Annotated in this window: 15 protein-coding genes and 3 pseudogenes; 4 read left to right on the plus strand and 14 right to left on the minus strand. The window is 34.6% G+C overall.

What is annotated here, in order from left to right:
- Positions 1–8: 8 nt before the first annotated feature.
- The 4 genes and pseudogenes from OUY_RS03375 to OUY_RS03390 form a co-directional block, all read right to left on the minus strand.
- Positions 9–835 (minus strand): annotated as a pseudogene (locus tag OUY_RS03375) (EndoU domain-containing protein).
- 49 nt (positions 836–884) lie between these two features.
- Positions 885–2,072 carry a phosphoglycerate kinase gene (locus tag OUY_RS03380; protein WP_179949526.1) on the minus strand — a complete coding sequence of 396 codons (1,188 nt, stop codon included), beginning with the start codon at positions 2,070–2,072 and terminating at the stop codon, positions 885–887.
- 88 nt (positions 2,073–2,160) lie between these two features.
- Complete coding sequence (gene glyA, locus OUY_RS03385) at positions 2,161–3,438, minus strand: serine hydroxymethyltransferase (protein WP_139686691.1); 1,278 nt, start codon at positions 3,436–3,438, stop codon at positions 2,161–2,163.
- The gene (locus OUY_RS03390) at positions 3,410–4,645 is read right to left on the minus strand and encodes an MFS transporter (protein ID WP_139686692.1); all 1,236 of its coding nucleotides are present in this window, start codon (positions 4,643–4,645) and stop codon (positions 3,410–3,412) included. Before OUY_RS03390 ends, glyA begins: the two co-directional genes overlap by 29 nt.
- Before the next feature lie 386 nt (positions 4,646–5,031).
- Between OUY_RS03390 and OUY_RS03395 the strand changes: the two genes are divergently transcribed.
- Positions 5,032–5,544, plus strand: a complete 513-nt coding sequence (locus OUY_RS03395; RefSeq protein ID WP_139686693.1) for a hypothetical protein — start codon at positions 5,032–5,034, stop codon at positions 5,542–5,544.
- Positions 5,545–5,560: 16 nt separating this feature from the next.
- Here the strand turns inward: OUY_RS03395 and OUY_RS03400 are convergent, their stop codons facing one another.
- The 3 genes from OUY_RS03400 to hemE all read right to left on the minus strand — a co-directional run bounded on the left by OUY_RS03400 (position 5,561) and on the right by hemE (position 8,391).
- Positions 5,561–5,878, minus strand: coding sequence for a DMT family transporter (locus tag OUY_RS03400; protein WP_010403511.1), 318 nt, complete (start codon positions 5,876–5,878; stop codon positions 5,561–5,563).
- A 48-nt stretch (positions 5,879–5,926) separates the two neighbouring features.
- Positions 5,927–7,120 carry a pyridoxal phosphate-dependent aminotransferase gene (locus tag OUY_RS03405; protein WP_139686694.1) on the minus strand — a complete coding sequence of 398 codons (1,194 nt, stop codon included), beginning with the start codon at positions 7,118–7,120 and terminating at the stop codon, positions 5,927–5,929.
- Positions 7,121–7,374: 254 nt separating this feature from the next.
- Positions 7,375–8,391 (minus strand): uroporphyrinogen decarboxylase, encoded by a 1,017-nt coding sequence (gene hemE / locus OUY_RS03410; RefSeq protein WP_139686695.1) that lies wholly within the window; start codon positions 8,389–8,391, stop codon positions 7,375–7,377.
- A gap of 404 nt (positions 8,392–8,795) precedes the next feature.
- On the opposite strand from hemE, the gene OUY_RS03415 reads away from it, so the two are divergent.
- A complete protein-coding gene (locus OUY_RS03415; RefSeq protein ID WP_010403535.1) occupies positions 8,796–9,614 on the plus strand; it encodes a transporter associated domain-containing protein in 819 nt (272 codons plus the stop codon).
- Positions 9,615–9,853: 239 nt separating this feature from the next.
- On the opposite strand, the pseudogene OUY_RS03420 reads toward OUY_RS03415, so the two are convergent.
- From OUY_RS03420 to OUY_RS03430, 3 genes and pseudogenes are all read right to left on the minus strand, one after another.
- Positions 9,854–11,041, minus strand: a pseudogene (locus OUY_RS03420) (IS256 family transposase).
- Between the two features lie 245 nt (positions 11,042–11,286).
- Positions 11,287–11,742 carry an outer membrane lipid asymmetry maintenance protein MlaD gene (mlaD, locus tag OUY_RS03425; protein ID WP_139686696.1) on the minus strand — a complete coding sequence of 152 codons (456 nt, stop codon included), beginning with the start codon at positions 11,740–11,742 and terminating at the stop codon, positions 11,287–11,289.
- A gap of 2 nt (positions 11,743–11,744) precedes the next feature.
- Complete coding sequence (locus tag OUY_RS03430) at positions 11,745–12,050, minus strand: NADH-ubiquinone oxidoreductase subunit NDUFA12 family protein (protein WP_010404196.1); 306 nt, start codon at positions 12,048–12,050, stop codon at positions 11,745–11,747.
- A gap of 64 nt (positions 12,051–12,114) precedes the next feature.
- On the opposite strand from OUY_RS03430, the gene OUY_RS03435 reads away from it, so the two are divergent.
- Together OUY_RS03435 and rodA are read left to right on the plus strand one after the other, a co-directional pair.
- Positions 12,115–13,563 carry a proton-conducting transporter transmembrane domain-containing protein gene (locus tag OUY_RS03435; RefSeq protein ID WP_029237649.1) on the plus strand — a complete coding sequence of 483 codons (1,449 nt, stop codon included), beginning with the start codon at positions 12,115–12,117 and terminating at the stop codon, positions 13,561–13,563.
- Between the two features lie 45 nt (positions 13,564–13,608).
- Positions 13,609–14,712 (plus strand): rod shape-determining protein RodA, encoded by a 1,104-nt coding sequence (gene rodA / locus OUY_RS03440; protein ID WP_139686697.1) that lies wholly within the window; start codon positions 13,609–13,611, stop codon positions 14,710–14,712.
- Between the two features lie 48 nt (positions 14,713–14,760).
- Here the strand turns inward: rodA and OUY_RS03445 are convergent, their stop codons facing one another.
- The 4 genes and pseudogenes from OUY_RS03445 to OUY_RS03460 form a co-directional block, all read right to left on the minus strand.
- Positions 14,761–16,002 carry an IscS subfamily cysteine desulfurase gene (locus OUY_RS03445; RefSeq protein ID WP_139686698.1) on the minus strand — a complete coding sequence of 414 codons (1,242 nt, stop codon included), beginning with the start codon at positions 16,000–16,002 and terminating at the stop codon, positions 14,761–14,763.
- A gap of 170 nt (positions 16,003–16,172) precedes the next feature.
- Complete coding sequence (locus tag OUY_RS03450; protein ID WP_139686699.1) at positions 16,173–17,039, minus strand: ankyrin repeat domain-containing protein; 867 nt, start codon at positions 17,037–17,039, stop codon at positions 16,173–16,175.
- Between the two features lie 119 nt (positions 17,040–17,158).
- A pseudogene (gene terL, locus OUY_RS03455) lies at positions 17,159–17,971 on the minus strand (phage terminase large subunit); the annotation flags it as partial.
- 28 nt (positions 17,972–17,999) lie between these two features.
- On the minus strand, positions 18,000–18,459 hold a 460-nt coding region (locus OUY_RS03460; RefSeq protein WP_139686700.1), incomplete at its 5' end, for an integrase core domain-containing protein.

The following is an 18,459-nucleotide window of genomic DNA, read 5'->3' on the forward strand; positions in this document are numbered from 1 at the left end:
TCAGCTAATCAAGGCTTGCTACAGCTACAATTAGTACTTTTATCATTACATTTTGGTGTTAAGTCAGGATAGAACGTAAGTATAGCGTCATTCTTTCTCACAAACACTGATTGATAATTGGCATCTTCCATTTTATACAGACACATTCCATCTTTTCCCAATTCCTTAAACGCCTTAGTTGCAGAAACTAAAATATCATCAGCATGAAGGTTATGTGCATACCCATTTGGGCACTTAACTTTTACTTCTCCACCCTTACCTAAGTATTTCATTCCAAACGTGTAAACAGGTGGCTTAATATCTAATTTATTGCACAGAGATTTATTACCCCAAATTGCACCCGCCCACTTATTTTCTTGAGCCTCAACATATCTACCTACAAAATGCATACCACCAAGTCCCAATCTATCTGGTTCACCACAAAAAATATGTCCAAATCCTATAGTTTCTTTCTCAACTCCGCTATTTGTAAACCAAATCTTAGTCAATTCATCTTTAAATAACCCCAAGCCTGCATTTGGTGTAGCCACTTGATGATCGAGCTTATCGTATATCCTTTTCAGCACTTCTTGATGCTGCGGACAATCAAGTAAAATCTGAAATCTTCTTCATCAGGGTGTGTTCCCCAATCTCCACAAACTCTTAATACTCCTCTATCAAAATCAGTCAGCTCCGGAAGTGGTGGAATATAGTCTGGATCTGAAGAATCTGTTTTGAAAAACGGCTCAAAACTAATTCGTGAATTTGTACCATCAAGATAGTGCTCCTTAATGTAAAAAACAAATCCTATTACTGGTATTATCAAGCACAAGATTAACTTAGCTATTTTCGACATAATCATATTCATAAAGAAGCTAGGGTATAAGCAACAACTTAAAAAAGTTTTAATCTAATGTTGATCGCAGTCCTGGCATCTCATCACCACTTAGCCAACTTAAAAACGCTCCCCCACCAGTTGAAATATATGTAAAATCTTTATCGGCAAGACCTGCAGCATTTACTGCAGATAGGCTATCTCCTCCCCCTATTACACTGGTTAATTTTCCTTCGTGTGTCAAATCACTTACTACTCTCATCACCTCTACTGTACCATTTGCAAAAGCTGAATGTTCAAAAACACCAATAGGTCCGTTCCACAGCAGAGTTTTACTGCTTGCTATTATACCGCTTATTGTGCTTAAAGTTTGAGGTCCGATATCTAAAATTATATCACCGTCCAAAATGGATTCAGTTTTTCTTAAAACGCCAGTGCTATAATCAGAATTTACTGCAACCAAAACGTCTTCTGGCACAACTATTTTGCAATTGTTTTTATTTGCCGTCTCAACAATATCGTGCAGAAGATCATCAACGCCATTTTGAAAAAAAGACTTGCCTATATTAACTTTATTAAATAACAAAAAATTATTAGCAATTGCGCCGCCCAGAATAAGGTAATCAACCTTTTCTGCTAGCTTTATAAGCATTTTTATTTTAGTTGATATTTTAGCTCCACCAACTATCGCAGTAATAGGTTTAGCGTCAAACGATATAGCTTGCTCAAGATACTTTAGCTCATCTTGCAAGCAAAATCCTGCATAAGAAGGTAAAAATTCCGTAATGCGTGAAATAGAAGCGTGAGCTCTGTGAGAGCAAGAAAACGCATCATTTATATATATATCTGCTAGAGATGCTAATTGTTTAGCAAAATTTGAATCATTCTGCTCTTCTTCTTTATAAAACCTCAGATTCTCTAGTAATATTATATCTCCTCCATCCATCGCATTTATTGCTCTTTGTACTCTCTCACCAATACAATCATCAATAAATTTCACTTCTTTGCTTAGCAGCCGCAATAAAGTTTCAACTACGTTTTTTAGCGATAGGTTACTGTCTTTTGCTTTTGGACGCCCAAAATGTGAGATAATAATAACTTTTGCACCTGCATTTGCTAAATATTGAATGGTAGGTAGAGCTCTAAAAATACGAGTGGTATCACAAATTCTTTCATTTTTTATAGGAACATTGAAGTCGACCCTGAGTAGAACATTTTTATTGTGAAAATCACAACTCTCTATGCTAGGTACATTTATCATAAAATTAAAGAGCTATAAAGTTACTATATAATAGTTTAACCCAAAGCAAAGTATACAAATGAAGAGATCTTAAATGCCAAATAAATTAATAAATAGGAAAATTACTACAAATACTTTCAACTTTATTTTTTACTGCTCTTTCAATATCAGGGCTATTTCCATCAATTAATCCCTGAATTACTTCATTTATTAGATTAGCTACTTCTCTAAAATCTTCTTTCTCAAGTCCGCGTGTTGTCTCAGCAGCGGTACCAAAACGGAGCCCTGAAGTAATGGTTGGTTTTTCTGTGTCAAACGGCACGGAGTTTTTATTGCAGGTAATGCCAGCTCTTTCAAGGCTATTCACAACGTCTTTTCCAGTCAATTTCCGTGATCTTAAATCAACTAGCACTATATGAGAGTCAGTGCCACCGGTTATAATGTTCAGCCCATGCCCTTGCAGCGCTTGAGCTAACACTTTCGCATTTTCCAAAACTTTTTTACTATAAGTTTTAAACTCTGGCGCTAATGCTTCCTTAAATGCAACAGCTTTTGCAGCTATCACATGCATAAGCGGTCCACCTTGCAACCCTGGAAAAACTGCAGACTGAATTTTTTTATGTAACGCTTCATCATTTGTCATTACCACTCCGCCACGAGGACCTCGTAGAGTCTTGTGAGTTGTTGAAGTTATAACATGCGCATATTTGGCAGGTGATGGGTAACAACCTGCAGCAATAAGACCTGAATAGTGAGCAATATCTGCAAGCAGATATGCACCAACTTTATTCGCAATTTTGCGAAAGCGCTCGAAATCTATTTCTCTTGGATAAGCAGAAGCACCAGCAATGATTAGCTTCGGTTTATGCTCCAGCGCTAGCCTTTCCACCTCATCCATATCAAGCAGGTAAGTGTCTCTATTAACTGTATACTGGATCGACTTAAACCACTTACCAGAAAGGTTTGGTGCTGCACCATGAGTTAAATGTCCACCGCAGTTCAGTGACAATCCAAGTATTGTATCACCCGGAGCAAGCAGTGAAGCAAACACTGCTTGATTTGCCTGAGAACCAGAATGAGGTTGAACATTTGCAAATTTAACACCAAATAGCTTACAAAGCCTTTCTATAGCCAGATTTTCAACTTCATCTACATACTCACAGCCACAGTAATATCTTTTACCAGGATAACCTTCTGCATATTTATTAGTCAGAAAAGAACCCTGTACTTCCATCACTGCTTTACTTGCAAAATTCTCCGATGCAATCAATTGCAACTGCGATCTTTGACGCTGCAGTTCCTTCTCTATAGAGAGATAAACTTCATTATCACAAGACTTTAAATTATTTTCAGAGTTACAAATCCTTTCTGAAGCAATTGTCATAAGACCTTTTCCTTAACCACATAAATCCAAAAACAGCCAAAAGCAGACATACAGGAATAATTGATATTGCTTTTACCAGCAAATCAGTACCATACAAAGGATTTCCTTGTATTACCGTTCCATCCCAACATAAGTCTATTATTTTTGCAATTCCAGTATGAAAAAAATAGCCAAAAAACATAACTATCATGTTTGATACAGCTGTGGCCAAGCCTACCAAGTTATTGTTTACATAACTTATTGCCTTGTAAATAGTAATTACCTGATACCCAGATGCAAAGCCGATAACAAGAAGTGTAGGTAATGCAATATATAAACCGCCAACTTGTGTAAAAAGCAAAAGAAAGCTAGCGATCATTGCAAAAGAACACGCAATAATCACCTCGTAATGTTTGTCTGGATACTTCTCCAGTAAATAAGCAAGAAAGAATGATCCAGCCCCTATGCCTATGAACATGAGAGAGGAAAGTGAAGATGCCAAATCTCCGGTCATTTGATATGCTTCACATAAGAACGCTTTTGCCCAACCATCAGCAAAACCTTCTAGTGGCCCAACCATCAATCCCCCAAAAAAGCTGATTAGAATGATATGTTTATTGAAAAGTACAGTTTTTAAATCTTGAAGTATGTTGTCATTTCTACTCTCCTCTATGTTACTGTTTGGCGTTATTAAAAGCAATAGCAGAGCAAGTAAACAACCAAATGCTGAGAAAGTGTATATAACATAATTCCAACCAAATTTATTGAGCAAAAAGTCTAGAGGTAATCCACCATAAATAGCTCCCAGTAACCCTATTATTATAGATAAACTAGCCATCCTTGCTGATTTTTCTTGTGAGAAATACATACTTGCAACTTTAAAGAGCCCAATTGCCGAAGCAGATGACCCAACTCCAACAATTATTCTACCAAGTATTGAGTAATGCCACTCATCAAAGCATATTAGTGGTAATGTCCCAGCAAACGTTAATACAATACATGCAGGCAAAACAAACTTTGGCCCAAATCTATCAAGGGCAAGACCAACAGGTATGTGAGCAAGCGTATAGCCTATATAATATAGCCCACCAAATTGACCAACATCTGTAATACTTATGTTAAATTTCGTTATTAATTCAGGCGCGATTATATTTGGAATTACACGTAATATATACTGGTATGTATAAAATAGTGATGCTAGCAACCATATGAAAAAGTTTCTCTGCAATTCTAATTACCTAAAAAACAGAATTATAGGTATTTTATCAGCAAGAAGCAACACTTTTGTAAATAGCTACTCTAATCCGAGTATCTTTCTTAAAAGAGACCTTTTAGCATATCTATAACTGGTTCATGGATAAGGTATATGAAAAAAATTATACCACAGATGATAAGGATTTTTATAATTTTACCCTTGTTAATCTTAAGCTTTATTTTTTTTACTATAAGTTTTAGTTTTGTTACAAAATTCATTTTACTTACGCTTTTATTTCGTGATAACAATTATATTTTAAATAATATAATTTTTAGTAAAACTTGGCTTTAGAGACGTCTAAGTTAACTTAATATTAACCTTTTCGCGTGTAAAATATAACATAAAAGCAAGGTGAGTGAATGAACATAGATACAATAGACAATACGCTACAAAACTACATAACAAAATACATTGAACAAACATTTGCCGCACACACAGGCAATAGATACGACAAGTTATACAGGAAACTTTTAAGTAGTGCAGAAGAAATAATAAAACTTACTGTAAACGAAGCAAAACAATATGATAAAATCCTAGAAGAATTACATAACAATTCAATATTTCACGATAAGAAATTTATTCAAGCTGTTGCTAAACACCAGATATTAGAATTTCTGAATACTCATCCAAAGAAGAAAGAAATCGTTGCAGAATTTAAAAATGAACATCATATCAACGAAAGCGATTTAAAAATTTTAAAGGAAGGAAAAGATTTAGTGAATAAGATAAACGACATTAACTTAACTCAACAAAATGAGAAAAATGAAATATTGAACATTAGAAAGGTACTTTCTAAATCAATAGGAATGCCCTCTTCGAGAACTGAAAAATCCAAAGCAACTTTAGTAGAAATTCCTGAGGTGGTAAAATAGACGTACTTAACTTTTCCTAATTGGAAAATACTTTTAATCCTATGATACCCAGCACTACCAAAGCAAGGGAAAATAAACGCCCAAAATTTACTGGGTCATTAAAAAACATTATTCCTATTATCGCTGCACCTATAGAGCCTATACCAGTCCAAACTGCATAAGATGTTCCAAGAGGAATAGACTTCATTGCTAACGATAGCCAGTAAAGACTCACAGAACCGCTAACTAAAATAATTACTACAGGTATAACACGAGTAAAGCCATTGCTATATTTCAGTGCTGTGGTCCATATTATTTCAACCAAACCAGCTAATAGCAAATACACCCAAGCCATAAATCAACTCTATCTTACTGAAATATTATATATAGGAATATTAAAAAGTTAACTTAGCATTTCGCATGCTTTAGTAATACTATCACATCCAATTTCTAATTGTTCCTGAGAGGTTGCATAAGAAATTCTGATAAAATTTTTCAGACCAAATGCAATTCCTGGAACAACAGCAACTAAATGATCTTCTAATAAATATTCGGCAAAATCAAGATCACTATTTATTACTTTATCACTTTTCGTACTCTTACCCAATAAACCTTCACATGAGACAAACAAATAGAATGCACCCTGCGGAATAGATACTGACAATCCTGAAGCAGAATTTAGCTTTTTTACTACAAAATCTCTACGATCCTTAAAGATTTTTGTTCTTTCTTTCAAAAAACTATGATCACCGTTTAACGCTTCAACTGCTGCTGCTTGTGCTATTGAATTTGGGTTAGAAGTACTTTGAGACTGCAGTGTAGAAATAGCTTTTACTATATCACTCCTACCTGCAATATAACCTATTCTCCAGCCAGTCATTGCATAGGCTTTTGATACTCCATTGACCACAAAAACCCTATCGTAAAGCTTTTGCTCAACCTGAGCAATGGTAAAAAACTTTTCATCGTATACTATGTGCTCATAAATATCATCTGTAACAATATTTACATGTGGATATTCAAGCAATACTTGCGCTATGCTTTTCAATTCATCATATGTATAGACAATTCCTGCTGGATTGTTCGGTGAATTAAGAATTAACCATTTAGTTTTCTTAGTTATCTTGCTCTTCAGTAATTCTGGTGTCAGCTTAAAGTTTTGCTTGCACTCTACAACAACTGGCAGTCCGCCAAAAAGATTTACCATATCAACATACGAAACCCAATAAGGAGCTGGTATTATAACCTCATCTCCAGGGTCAATTGTTGCCATAAATAAGTTGAATAACACCTGCTTAGCGCCTGCGCCGACACAAATTTTGTTCAGTGTATATTCTAGATTGTTATCCCTTTTTAACTTATTGATTATCGCCTCTTTAAGCTCATGCGTTCCATCAACAGCAGTATATTTAGTTTTGCCTTCATTTATCGATTGAATAGCTGCCTTTTTTATATGATCTGGAGTGTCAAAATCCGGCTCTCCCGCAGCTAAAACGCAAATTTTCTTTCCTTCGCTTTTTAATCTGTTTGCCTTATCGGTCACAGCAATTGTAGGCGACGGTTTTATCAGAGACATCCTCTTTGCAAGGTCTGACATAATCTCACTAAAGTTAAATAAAAATGATAAACTCTACACAACAAAAAAGCTAGAAATTTTATTATTTTACATAAAGGTTGGTATTTTTGTATTCTTAAATATAGATATTAAAAAGCTTAATAAATTGAAAAAGGCAAATAAATCCCTGTATAGCGAGTTTTAATAATGTAAATTGGCACTGTAATAATGTGCTAACGCTTAAAGTAAGAGCGATTTGGCTGACCACCCTCATAAAGGCTTTTCATAAAAGAGTTTTAGTAGTTTCTTACTAGGTCCACTAATGCAGCAATATTTTCAACTGGAGTATCAGGAAGCACTCCATGTCCAAGATTAAATATGAAAGGTAAACCTCTAAAACAATCTATTATGCGCTTTGCTTCTTCAATTGCTTCTGCCTTATTGTAGGCCAAAAGACTAGGATTAAGGTTCCCTTGCAGAGGAATCTTTAGATTTGCTTTCGCCCATTCTATTGGAACATTATAATCTATACTTACTGCAGATACGCCTGTTTTCTCATAGTAATCCTTATAAAGATTTCCAGCAGAGCGTGGAAAACCTATTATAGGAAAATCAGGAAACTTATTCTTTATTGCTGAAACAATTTCCTTTGTTGGCTTGATGATGTATCTTTCAAACAGTTTTTCCTTCAATACACCAGCATTGCTGTCAAATAACTGAATAACATCTGCTCCAAACTCTATCTGTTTGATCAGATAAATAATTGTCGCTTTCGTTATTTTGTTTATTATTTCCTCTAGTGCCAATGGACAGAAATTTAGCACCTTGGAAAAAGTTTTACTACCACCACCCTCTATGATGTATGAACCTACCGTCCACGGCCCTCCAGCAAAGCCTATAAGCGATTTTTCTTCTGGCAACTGGCTTCTTACTTCTTTTATAGCATTTAGGATTGGTAATGTGTTAGATTCAATTCCTTGTAGACTCTTCAAGTCTTTAGCACTTTCTATAGGTCTTATTATTGGACCCACACCTCGAATAAAATTTACATTACAGCCTAAAATGTCAGCTATTATCAAAATATCAGAAAAAATTATCGCTGCATCCATATTGAACCTTCTTATTGGTTGTAACGTTAACTCTGTCACCAAATCTGTGCTATAACATATCTCCATGAAATTATTCATGTTTTCCACCGCCTTCCGATACTCAGGAAGAGACCTACCAGCCTGACGCATTAACCAAATAGGAACTTTTTCATCTGACTCGTTCTGGCTGATGATTCTTGCTATTTTTGCTTTACTTCTTTTCAATCTACTTTATCTAATTTTTATTTAAACTAAAGTATAACAGTAGTAGTAGTTCTATCAATAAATTGTTATTAACTTAAAATTCAGTAAAAATTAGTATTACTTAGCTTGTGGATAAATATGTTAATAACTTCTCTATACTATTGATTTTCATTTATGATTTATGTGTATAAGTAAGATGTCTAGAATGTTAGTAATTTTCTTTTATGGAAAAAAGCTTTACTATCATGGATTGTTATATAATTATGTATATGTCATTGAAAAAATTGTTGATCAATTGTTAGTATTTTATGTCAACAAATAATTCACAAATTAATTTGACATTATTCACATGATTATTAAACATTTAATAACAGTTTTCTTGATAGACCTTATCTAAAGATATTTTCACCATTAAAGGGAATAAATTGAATAAGAAAAGAACTTTAGTAGAAAAAATAGCATACAGAATTTTTCTCTTTCTCTTCAACAAAACTTCTGTGTTAAAAAAATGTGCGACTGAGTCATTAATGGGTGATCTGTCAGGTCTTGACATACTTAATAGTCTATTAAAATTCCGTGATTGTAGTATCATGGATATAATGACTCCACGTAAGGAGATATGTGCAGTAGACATTGAATCGAGCAAGGATGAGGTAATAAAGAAGGTGAAAAACACTTACCATGCTAAGATACCAACTTATATGAATAACTTTGACAACATAATAGGCTTTTTTTACGTAAAAGATATCATTTTCAATAAGAATAAAGATTTTAATCTGAGGAATATTATAAAAAATGTAATATTTGTCCCAGCCTCAATGAAAGCAACAAATCTTTTTGTTAAAATGAAATCTTCCAAGTCATATTTAGCTATTGTACTGGATGAATATGGCGGAACTGATGGTTTAATTTCGATAAATGATCTTATAGAAGAATTGATACCAAATATTGATAACGAGAATGAGGTAAATTCAGAACACACCATTACTGAATTATCTCAAAATAAGTTTGAAATATCGGCAAGGGCCCTTATAAAGGATATAGAGGAAAATCTAAAAATAGAGTTGTGTGAATCTGAAGAGCATTATGCCACACTTAGTGGTTTGGTTCTTTCAATTGCTGGTAAGGTACCTTCTGTAGATGAAGTTATAAGATATAAAAATGGTATAAAATTTATCATCAAGGATGCAAATGAACGATACATTAACAAAATAATACTAGACTTAAGTGATTACAAAAATTAAATTCAATATTTTTTAGTGAAAGGTACTTTATCTTGGAAGTAGGGGACATAGTAGCCAGGTATACAATTTAAACAATTTCTTAATATACAAAAGTTTGTAGTTCTATACGTTACTGTTTTATAATTAAGGTGGGAATAGTTTTATTGGTACAAAGTTATAAAAATTAGTTGTTTAAATATTTTTAGCGATCTGTAACTTTCAAAAAGGGAGTGTTAAATAAACTGTGTCAAACCGCATTTTTAATTCAACTCAATTTTTAACCTACAAGAAAAAAAAGATATCAAGTTGAGAGATAGTTAAAGCCCAATCATGTATAGGCATAGTCCATTTCTCTCCTGCCTTCTTTATAGCACAATATACCTGTTTATACAAGGCATTTGTGCTAGTAAATGAGCCCTTGGTTTTAGTAAATTTTCTGATCTGTCTATGTAGTCCCTCAATAGGATTTGTGGTATAAATTAACTTTCTTACAGGGCCAGAATATTTTAAATAACTAGACAAATTTTCCCAATTATTCTCCCAAAACTAAAGTATATTTTTCTCCCCATTTTTCCTCTAGCTCAAGCAAATAATTTTCGGCTATTTCTCTACTTGCACGGTATATTTTTTTCAAATCATTCATGAAAATTTTAACATCTTTGCTCGATGCATATTTCAGTGAATTTCTTATCTGATGTACAATATATAGTTGTATTTCTGCTTTAGGAAATACACTGTTTATTGCTTTAGGAAAGCTTTTTAGCCCATCTACACATACAATCAGGATATCTTCTACTCCTTTCTCTTTTAAGTCATTTAACATCCCTAGCCAAAAGTTAGCTCCCTCACTTTCTGCTATATAAAAGCCTAAAACTTCTTTCCTTTCATTCTGCTAATATATTCTACATATATTTACTTACGCAATGCCCGTCTTCTTTGACCTTAAAAAAACATAAACACTATTGGATACACTGATTGCAGTGGACGACTACGCCACTCATTTATTACAGGCAATAATTTATCAGTAATACTTGATATCTCCGCTACAGATATTTTATATCTCTTCTACATGCGACTCTATCTCTATATACCATGCCACTGGCATATGTACTTAAAACCTTTGCTTCAAGTTCGGTTGTTTGCCTTTTTCTGACTACTTGTGGCTCAAAGCTTCCTTCCCTATCTCTTGGTGTCAATAACTCAAATGAACCTGCACTTGTCCGTAAAGTCTTTGAATTTCTTCAATTTCTTCGATTATTTTCTTCGCTTTTAGCCGACAAGTGATTTTTTATTTCACCTTCCAGAATCGCTTCCAGTAGCCTTTTTACAAACGGTGTTAATGCACCATCTCTTTCCGTCAATGGTCTTCCTTCTCGTATAGACGATAAGATATTTGTTTCTAATTCTTTATAGTCTACCAAACCGGTAGTTCTGTTTGCTTGACTGATTGTCAAACCTCCATTTTTTGTTTCTATTTTATTTTTACTTCTCGGTTTGACACAGTTTATTTAACACTTCCCTAAGTACGTAAGAAAAAACACTCCTATACTGAAAGTACAAGCATTTGTTGAGATTATTAGGAATGTAAAACCTAGCAGAAATCTTGATAATTCAAACGCTGAACAACTTCAAGCTATTGATAGAAAAATCCCTTAATTGTACATAGGCCAAGTTGGCTTATGTGTTCTTATTCTCACTTTGTAAACATGCCAATAATTTTATCCATTATTCTGCCCATATTTACTTCAGCTTGAGTGTGTGCTATCTTACCACCGTGTGAAATTAATTTGGGATCTGCGCCAGGTGATATATTAACAAATTTACTACCAACAACTCCACTGCTAGTGATTAGGGCTGAGCTATCAACTGGGAGTTTTATATCCCTACTTATACACATGTCGATTCGTGCTATGTAGGTAGCTTTGTCGAGTGATACACCAGTTATGCTTCCGACTTCCACACCAGAGATCTTGACACTATCACCAACTCCTACACCGTTAGCATCAGTAAAAAGGCCATGTATTTTATAACAATCCTTATAGTTTTTCTTTATGTAAGATAATTTATCAATAGCGAAGGAGATAAGAAAAACAGTAAAAATTAATACAAATGAACCAGCAGTTATTTCAAGTATATTTGACCTTCGCATCTTTAGTTATTAGGATTCCAGCTTTCATAGTAATTTTTCACCTTTTGGTTTGGGTAGTATGCATCTTTTGTACCTGTTAAATTAGGAATTTTTCTTTTGTTATTATTCACTGGTACTGCATTATCAGTATAATGCAGCCATATATGCCATGCTGGAGGAATTGTTGTAGGCTCAGAAACATTGTCATATATTACCCATCTTTTTCCTTTACTTGATTCATAGTAAGAATTTCCGTTTTCGTCCCTTCCTATAAGTTCACCTTCTCTCCGCAATAGGCTCGTTACTGCATTATAAATTTTAGACAACATAAAGGTGTTAAAACAAAAAGTATTATATATACTAATACTTTAACGATGTATTAACAACAGTTTAATGCAATTACCAATTCTACAAGTTATTATACCAATAATTGCATCGATGTTCTGCTTTCTTACCAGGAAACATAGGGTGTCCTGGTTTATCTCTTTTTTTACAACGGCAGCTACTTTCTTTATTTCATTAATGTTGCTAGTGAAAACATACAATGGTGAAATTATAACTTATTATCTTGGAGATTGGGCTCCTCCATACGGAATAGAGTTGAGAATCGACATATTGAACTCCTTGATTCTAACTTTGGTGAATTTTATAGCGCTGATTAGTGTGCTTTATAGCTTTCATATTAATGAAAAAGAGATTAGCAAAAACAAAATCATTGGTTTTTATTCTCTATTTTTACTGTGCTTGAGTGGATTACTCGGAATTTTAGTAACAAACGATATATTCAACCTTTATGTCTTTTTAGAAATTTCATCTCTTTCTTCTTATGTTTTAGTTTCAATGGGAAGGGATAAGAAAGCTTTAGTTGCAGCATTTGAATACCTCATTAGTGGTACTGTAGGAGCAACATTTTACTTGTTTGGCATCGGCCTTTTATACTCTATGACCGGAACGCTCAACATGTCTGACATGGCTGAAAGAATAGTACCATTATACGATAATAACATCATAAGACTTGGTACATTATTCATTTTTGTTGGTCTCTCAATCAAAATGGCACTGTTTCCACTCAGTAAATGGCTAGTTAATGCGTATAGTGAAGCACCAAGTTTCATTAGCGTATTCTTTTCAGGTACAGTAACCAAAGTGATGATATATGTTTTTATCAGAATCTTTTACAATGTTTTTCAGCAAAATTTTTTCTTACCACTGCATAATGTGATAATTATCCTCGCACTTTGCGCTATTGTATTTGGATCAATATCTGCAATAATCGAAAAAGATATAAAAAGACTGTTTGCTCACTCCAGTATCAGTCAGATTGGCTATATACTTTTAATGCTGGGTTTAAATTCAAAATCAGGTTTGTTTTCAGCAGTTCTTCACATAGTAAATCATAGCATGATAAAAACGTCTTTGTTCATGGTTGCGGGGTGTATTTCTTATAAATTTGGTATGACAAAGATAGAAAATTTGTCAGGACTAAAAAAGTCAATGCCCTATACAACACTCGCATTTACTCTACTTAGTTTAGCATTAATCGGTGTACCCTTGACAAATGGCTTTGTAAGTAAGTGGTATATGATGCAAGCAATTCTTGAATCTCATGCATGGATTTCCCTTGCAGTTTTTGCTGCTGGCTCTTTTCTTGCACTAATATATATGTGGAGGGTGGTAGAGAAAATGTATTTTGAAAATAGCGCAGCATCAAACACTGAAATGACACTTAATGAGGTACCATTACTTATGCTCTTTTGTCTATTATTTATGGCAATTTTAACGATAATAACTGGGATATATAGTAGTCCAATTCGTTTGGTAATTAATAAATTTGCTTTTTGATTTTCTTATGTTTTATTGTATCTAAAAGTCTGTAAAGTTTTCGCTGTGGATAAGCTGAAGAAGATTCACTTATTATTAGTCATGAACGTAATAGCTCTGTTTTGCGTTGGCATTGTTGTTCAATATTCTTCTGCTGGAGGAAAGTGGGCTCCATTTGCAATTCACCAATTGGTCATATTCTCTTTCTTCCTTTTGCTTGCTATAGCTATGTCATTTATAGAGCTAGATTTTTATTTGAAGCACGCTTATTTTTTTTACATAGCAGCAGTAATTGCGCTGTTAGCAGTAAATTTTTTTGGCTCGCATATAATGGGTGCAACGAGATGGATAAGAATTGGGTCAATTAGTTTACAACCATCAGAATTTGTAAAAGTGGGCTTAATACTTGCACTTGCTCGTTATTTTAATAAACAAAGTGTGTATAAAATGATGAAATTTCAAAGTTTATTTAAGCCACTTATAATTATTTTCTTACCTGTATTCCTTGTATTGAAGCAACCTAATTTAGGAACAGCTGTAATAATATTGTTTATAGGAGCATCAATTATATTCACAGCAATAATGGAAAGACCTCATTTAATAATTTTTGGAACGCTTGGCATTTTCGCAATACCAGCTATTTTGCCTTTTTTGCGCCCTTATCACAAGCAAAGGATATTATCATTTTTGGATTCATCAGTAGATCCACTTGGAATAGGTTATAATGCACAGCAATCTCAAATAGCTATTGGTTCAGGAGGTTTGTTTGGTAAGGGGTTTGTTAATGGGAGTCAAACTCAACTTGGATTTTTGCCAGAGAAACGCACAGATTTTGCTTTTGCGGTACTTAGTGAGGAATGGGGGTTCTTAGGCAGCATGGCTTTGATTTTACTCTATACCACATTGCTTGCTATAATATTCTCCATTGCTTACAGGTCAAAAAATTACTTTTCTAAGTTAATATCTATCGGGGTTTTCGCCTTTTTTGGTGCTCATTTCTTTATAAACATTGGAATGACAATAGGCCTATTACCTATAATAGGTGACCCACTTCCATTTCTATCCTATGGCGGAAGCACAACTGCTGCGAGCTTAATATGTATAGGATTGCTACTTAGTTCCGTGACATCTACAAAGGACTTAAAGCTAAGTTTCCGATTTCACCCATAGAAAGAGCTTAGACAACCATCACTCTGCTAATGGCTAACGTCTTATTCTTCAATGAGAATCCCATTTTACGGTGCTTAAATCTATTCCCTCTTGTACCATTTCCAAAAGTGGGCTCATCTCTCTTAGCCGTCCAACATTTTTAGTAACAAGATCTGCCGCGTATAGAACTTCATCTTTAGTTGTAAATCGGCCAAGGCCAAATCTAATTGATGAATGCTCAAGATCGTGTCCATTGTTTAGTGATCTTATGACATAAGAAGGTTCAAGAGATGCGGATGTGCATGCAGAACCAGAGCTTACTGCTAAATCCTTGATTGCCATGATAAGAGACTCACCCTCAACATAAGGAAAACTTAAGTTAAGGTTACCTGGAATCCTATTTTCGTAGTTACCATTTAAAACAACATCAGGAAATGCCTCTTTTATTTTGTTGTACAAAATATCTCTCAACTCTTCTAATTTGCTTGCTTCTATTTCCATTTCTTCTTTAGCGATACGTGTCGCTTCACCAAAACCAACTGCAAGGGGAGTAGGAACTGTTCCAGAGCGCATGCCTCTCTCCTGTCCACCACCACTAATTAGTGGTGTCAACCTAACACGAGGATTTTTTCTACGGACATATAATGCACCTATTCCCATAGGTCCATAAATTTTATGGCTAGAAAGGCTCATAAGATCAATGTTCATTTCATTTACGTCTATTGGAACTTTTCCAAAGCTTTGAGCAGCGTCTGTATGAAAAAATATATTATGCTTTCTACATATTGCACCAATTTCTTTGACAGGTTGCATTACTCCGATCTCATTATTTGCCATCATCACTGAAATCAGAATTGTTTTATCAGTGATTGCCTCCTCAAGTTTCAACAAATCTATAATTCCGTTTTGCTTAACGGACAAATATGTAACTTTGAAGCCTTCATTTTCCAGATGTCGACAAGAATCTAAAACGCACTTATGCTCTGTGCAGACAGTTATTATATGATTTCCCTTATTCTTATAAAAATGAGCAACACCTTTGATAGCCATGTTATTTGATTCGGTTGCACCCGAGGTAAAGACGATTTCTTTGCTGTCTGCATTCACTAAATCAGCAATGTGCTTCCTTGCTTTTTCTACTGCTTCCTCAGCTGTCCAACCAAATGAATGGCTACGAGAGTGTGCATTACTAAACTCACCAAAATAAGGTATCATCACCTCTAAAACACGAGGATCTACTTTAGTAGTAGATTGATAATCGAGAAATATTGGTAATTTTATTTTAGCATTACGTATTTTTTCCATATTCATAGTCAGGTTTCAGCATAGAAGTTACAATATTTAGTAGCACTAAAGCTTAATTTTTTCAAGATATAATCTTGCCTAAACGAAAGTTGTCAGCGCTCTCTTCTACGTTATTCCAGTTCTCCTGTAATGTCATTTCCTATGATCAGTGTTTATGCAGCTAGGTCGAATACGCGCTAGGTAACCCTATTAGTGCTAGCAGCTTCTTGACGCCCATTCATTAAGACTGCTACTCCATCAACTTTAGTACTGGGCTTTAACATCATATATGTAGCACCACCAACTGCTAGTGCTACTGCTATAACTGCAACCACTGCTATAGCAGTGCCTAATAATGCAGTTTTTACAGCGGTAGCAATCCCTTTATTAAATGCTTTCACAAAAGAACGTCCTCCTGCCTTTAATAGAACTTCTACGTTTTGACCCTTGGCATAATCTAAAGGGGTCATTCCATGTGTATTTACTGCATTAACATTTGCTCCTTTTTCGAGTAAAACATCTACTGTCTCTTTGTGACAATAAGAAACAGCATAATGTAAAGGAGTTCTATACAAATGTTGCGCATCAACATTTGCTCCTGCTTGGAGTAAAACCTCTACTATCTCTTTGTGATCTTTATGAACAGCATTGTGTAATGGGGTAAACCCATGTTCATTCCTTTCATCAATTTTAATTCCTTCGATCTTTAATAGAGCTTCTACTGTTCCTATATGGCCATGTTTAGCTGCTAAATTTAATACAGGAGTCCAACCTTTTCCACTCTTATCGCTAATGTTTGATCCTGATGATATTAGAGCATCCAACACATTTGCATAGCCTACCTCAGCAGCTATCCTTGATAACGTAAACTTTAAATATTTAGGATGATCTGAGGTAAATTCATGATTTATATCGAATTTCTCATCAATCCACTCTTTATGTAAATCTTGATCCTGCCTCTCTAGTTCTTCTTGTATTTTCTCAATTATGTTATCTTTATTAAAATCTTGCTTATTGTTAATTACATTCAATACTTTTTTCAGTGTTTCATATCCTTTTGCCATAACTTTACCTTTAAACTAGAGTAAAATATCTAACTATCACATATTATACTAGAAAATAAATATTTATTTTAAATGAGCTTATAATCGAAATTGTGGGTAGCAAATTATTGCCTCTTGGATCACAATGTTCGTATAGCTGCAACCCTGAAGCTACTATCTCTCATCCACTGAAGGTATTGCACAGCGCTATCTACTTGATCGTCGTGGCGGGTTTCTGGAAACATTAAAATCTCATACTCAAAATCGCTGAGCCATACTGCTTGGTGTGGCAGAAAAACCTTGCCAGATTCTATTATCGGAACAATCTGGTGGAATCGAGCAAGTTTGCCACCGTGTGGCACTATCCCGATAATAGGTATTGCCTTGAGCTCTTGAATCAATTGCTGACCGCTTGTTTTTGCTTCGATTAAAATTGCGTGTGGCTTCCATCTTGCAGCTAGTGATAGAACTTGTTCTTTAAGTTTTGGATACTCAAGCTTTGCACGGTACACATCGAGTAAATAAAACTTATTATTCACCTTTGTCCAGGTGGTGCAGACACTAAAGCCGCTAGAATCGTTTGTTGAAACAGCAGTGTCCCAGCTCTGAGTTATATGTGAGAGATTGTCAGGAAAATTTCTATAGCGTTTCAACCATTCTTGCTTAATTATACCACTTGAAAGTGGCAGAGGATTTTGTTGATATTGAGCAGCAAAAGCGTAACTCCCAAGTTCAGCCTTTATCATTTCAATTTCTCCTCCATCTAGGGGATATAGCAGCTGACCTTCCTTTTTTAAGTATAAAATCCTTGAAGATGTAGCGCCTGTTGAGCTTTTGCACTCATTTGTAGTTACTCGAATAATAGGAACAGGAGAAGGGAGAATTGATCTTTTGATTGAATAGATAATTTCCTTATTTTCAGAAATCATCGGTAAACAAACATGATGTGTAATAGTCTAGACTTAATCTGACAAGCATGAATTAACTGACAGAAGAATTAACAAAGTCAAAACCAAAATCAGCATCCTGTTTAATGCTATCAATATTTTTCTGATAAGCAATATGCATACTATCAAAAAAGGTTTGCATAGGAGTCTTACCATAGCAATATTTACCTGAATGCGGTCTAGATCTATTGTAAGAATGCACCCAATGGTCTACGTCTAACTGAAGTTCTGCCAAAGAGGTGTAAATTTTCTTTCTAAAGATAATATTGTAACATTCATCTTGCATAGTTCTGTGGAACCTTTCACATATGCCATTAGTCTGTGGAGAACGAGCTTTGGTTCGAGAATGATCAATATTTTCTACCCCTAAATATAGCTGGTAAGCGTGATTTTCAGGTCTGCCACAATACTCTGTACCACGATCCGTCAAAACACGTAGCAATGATACTTTCTGTTCATCAAAGAACGGTACTACCCTATCATTAAGAAGATCT

The organism is Wolbachia endosymbiont of Leptopilina clavipes (genome assembly GCF_006334525.1).
Lineage (GTDB): Bacteria > Pseudomonadota > Alphaproteobacteria > Rickettsiales > Anaplasmataceae > Wolbachia.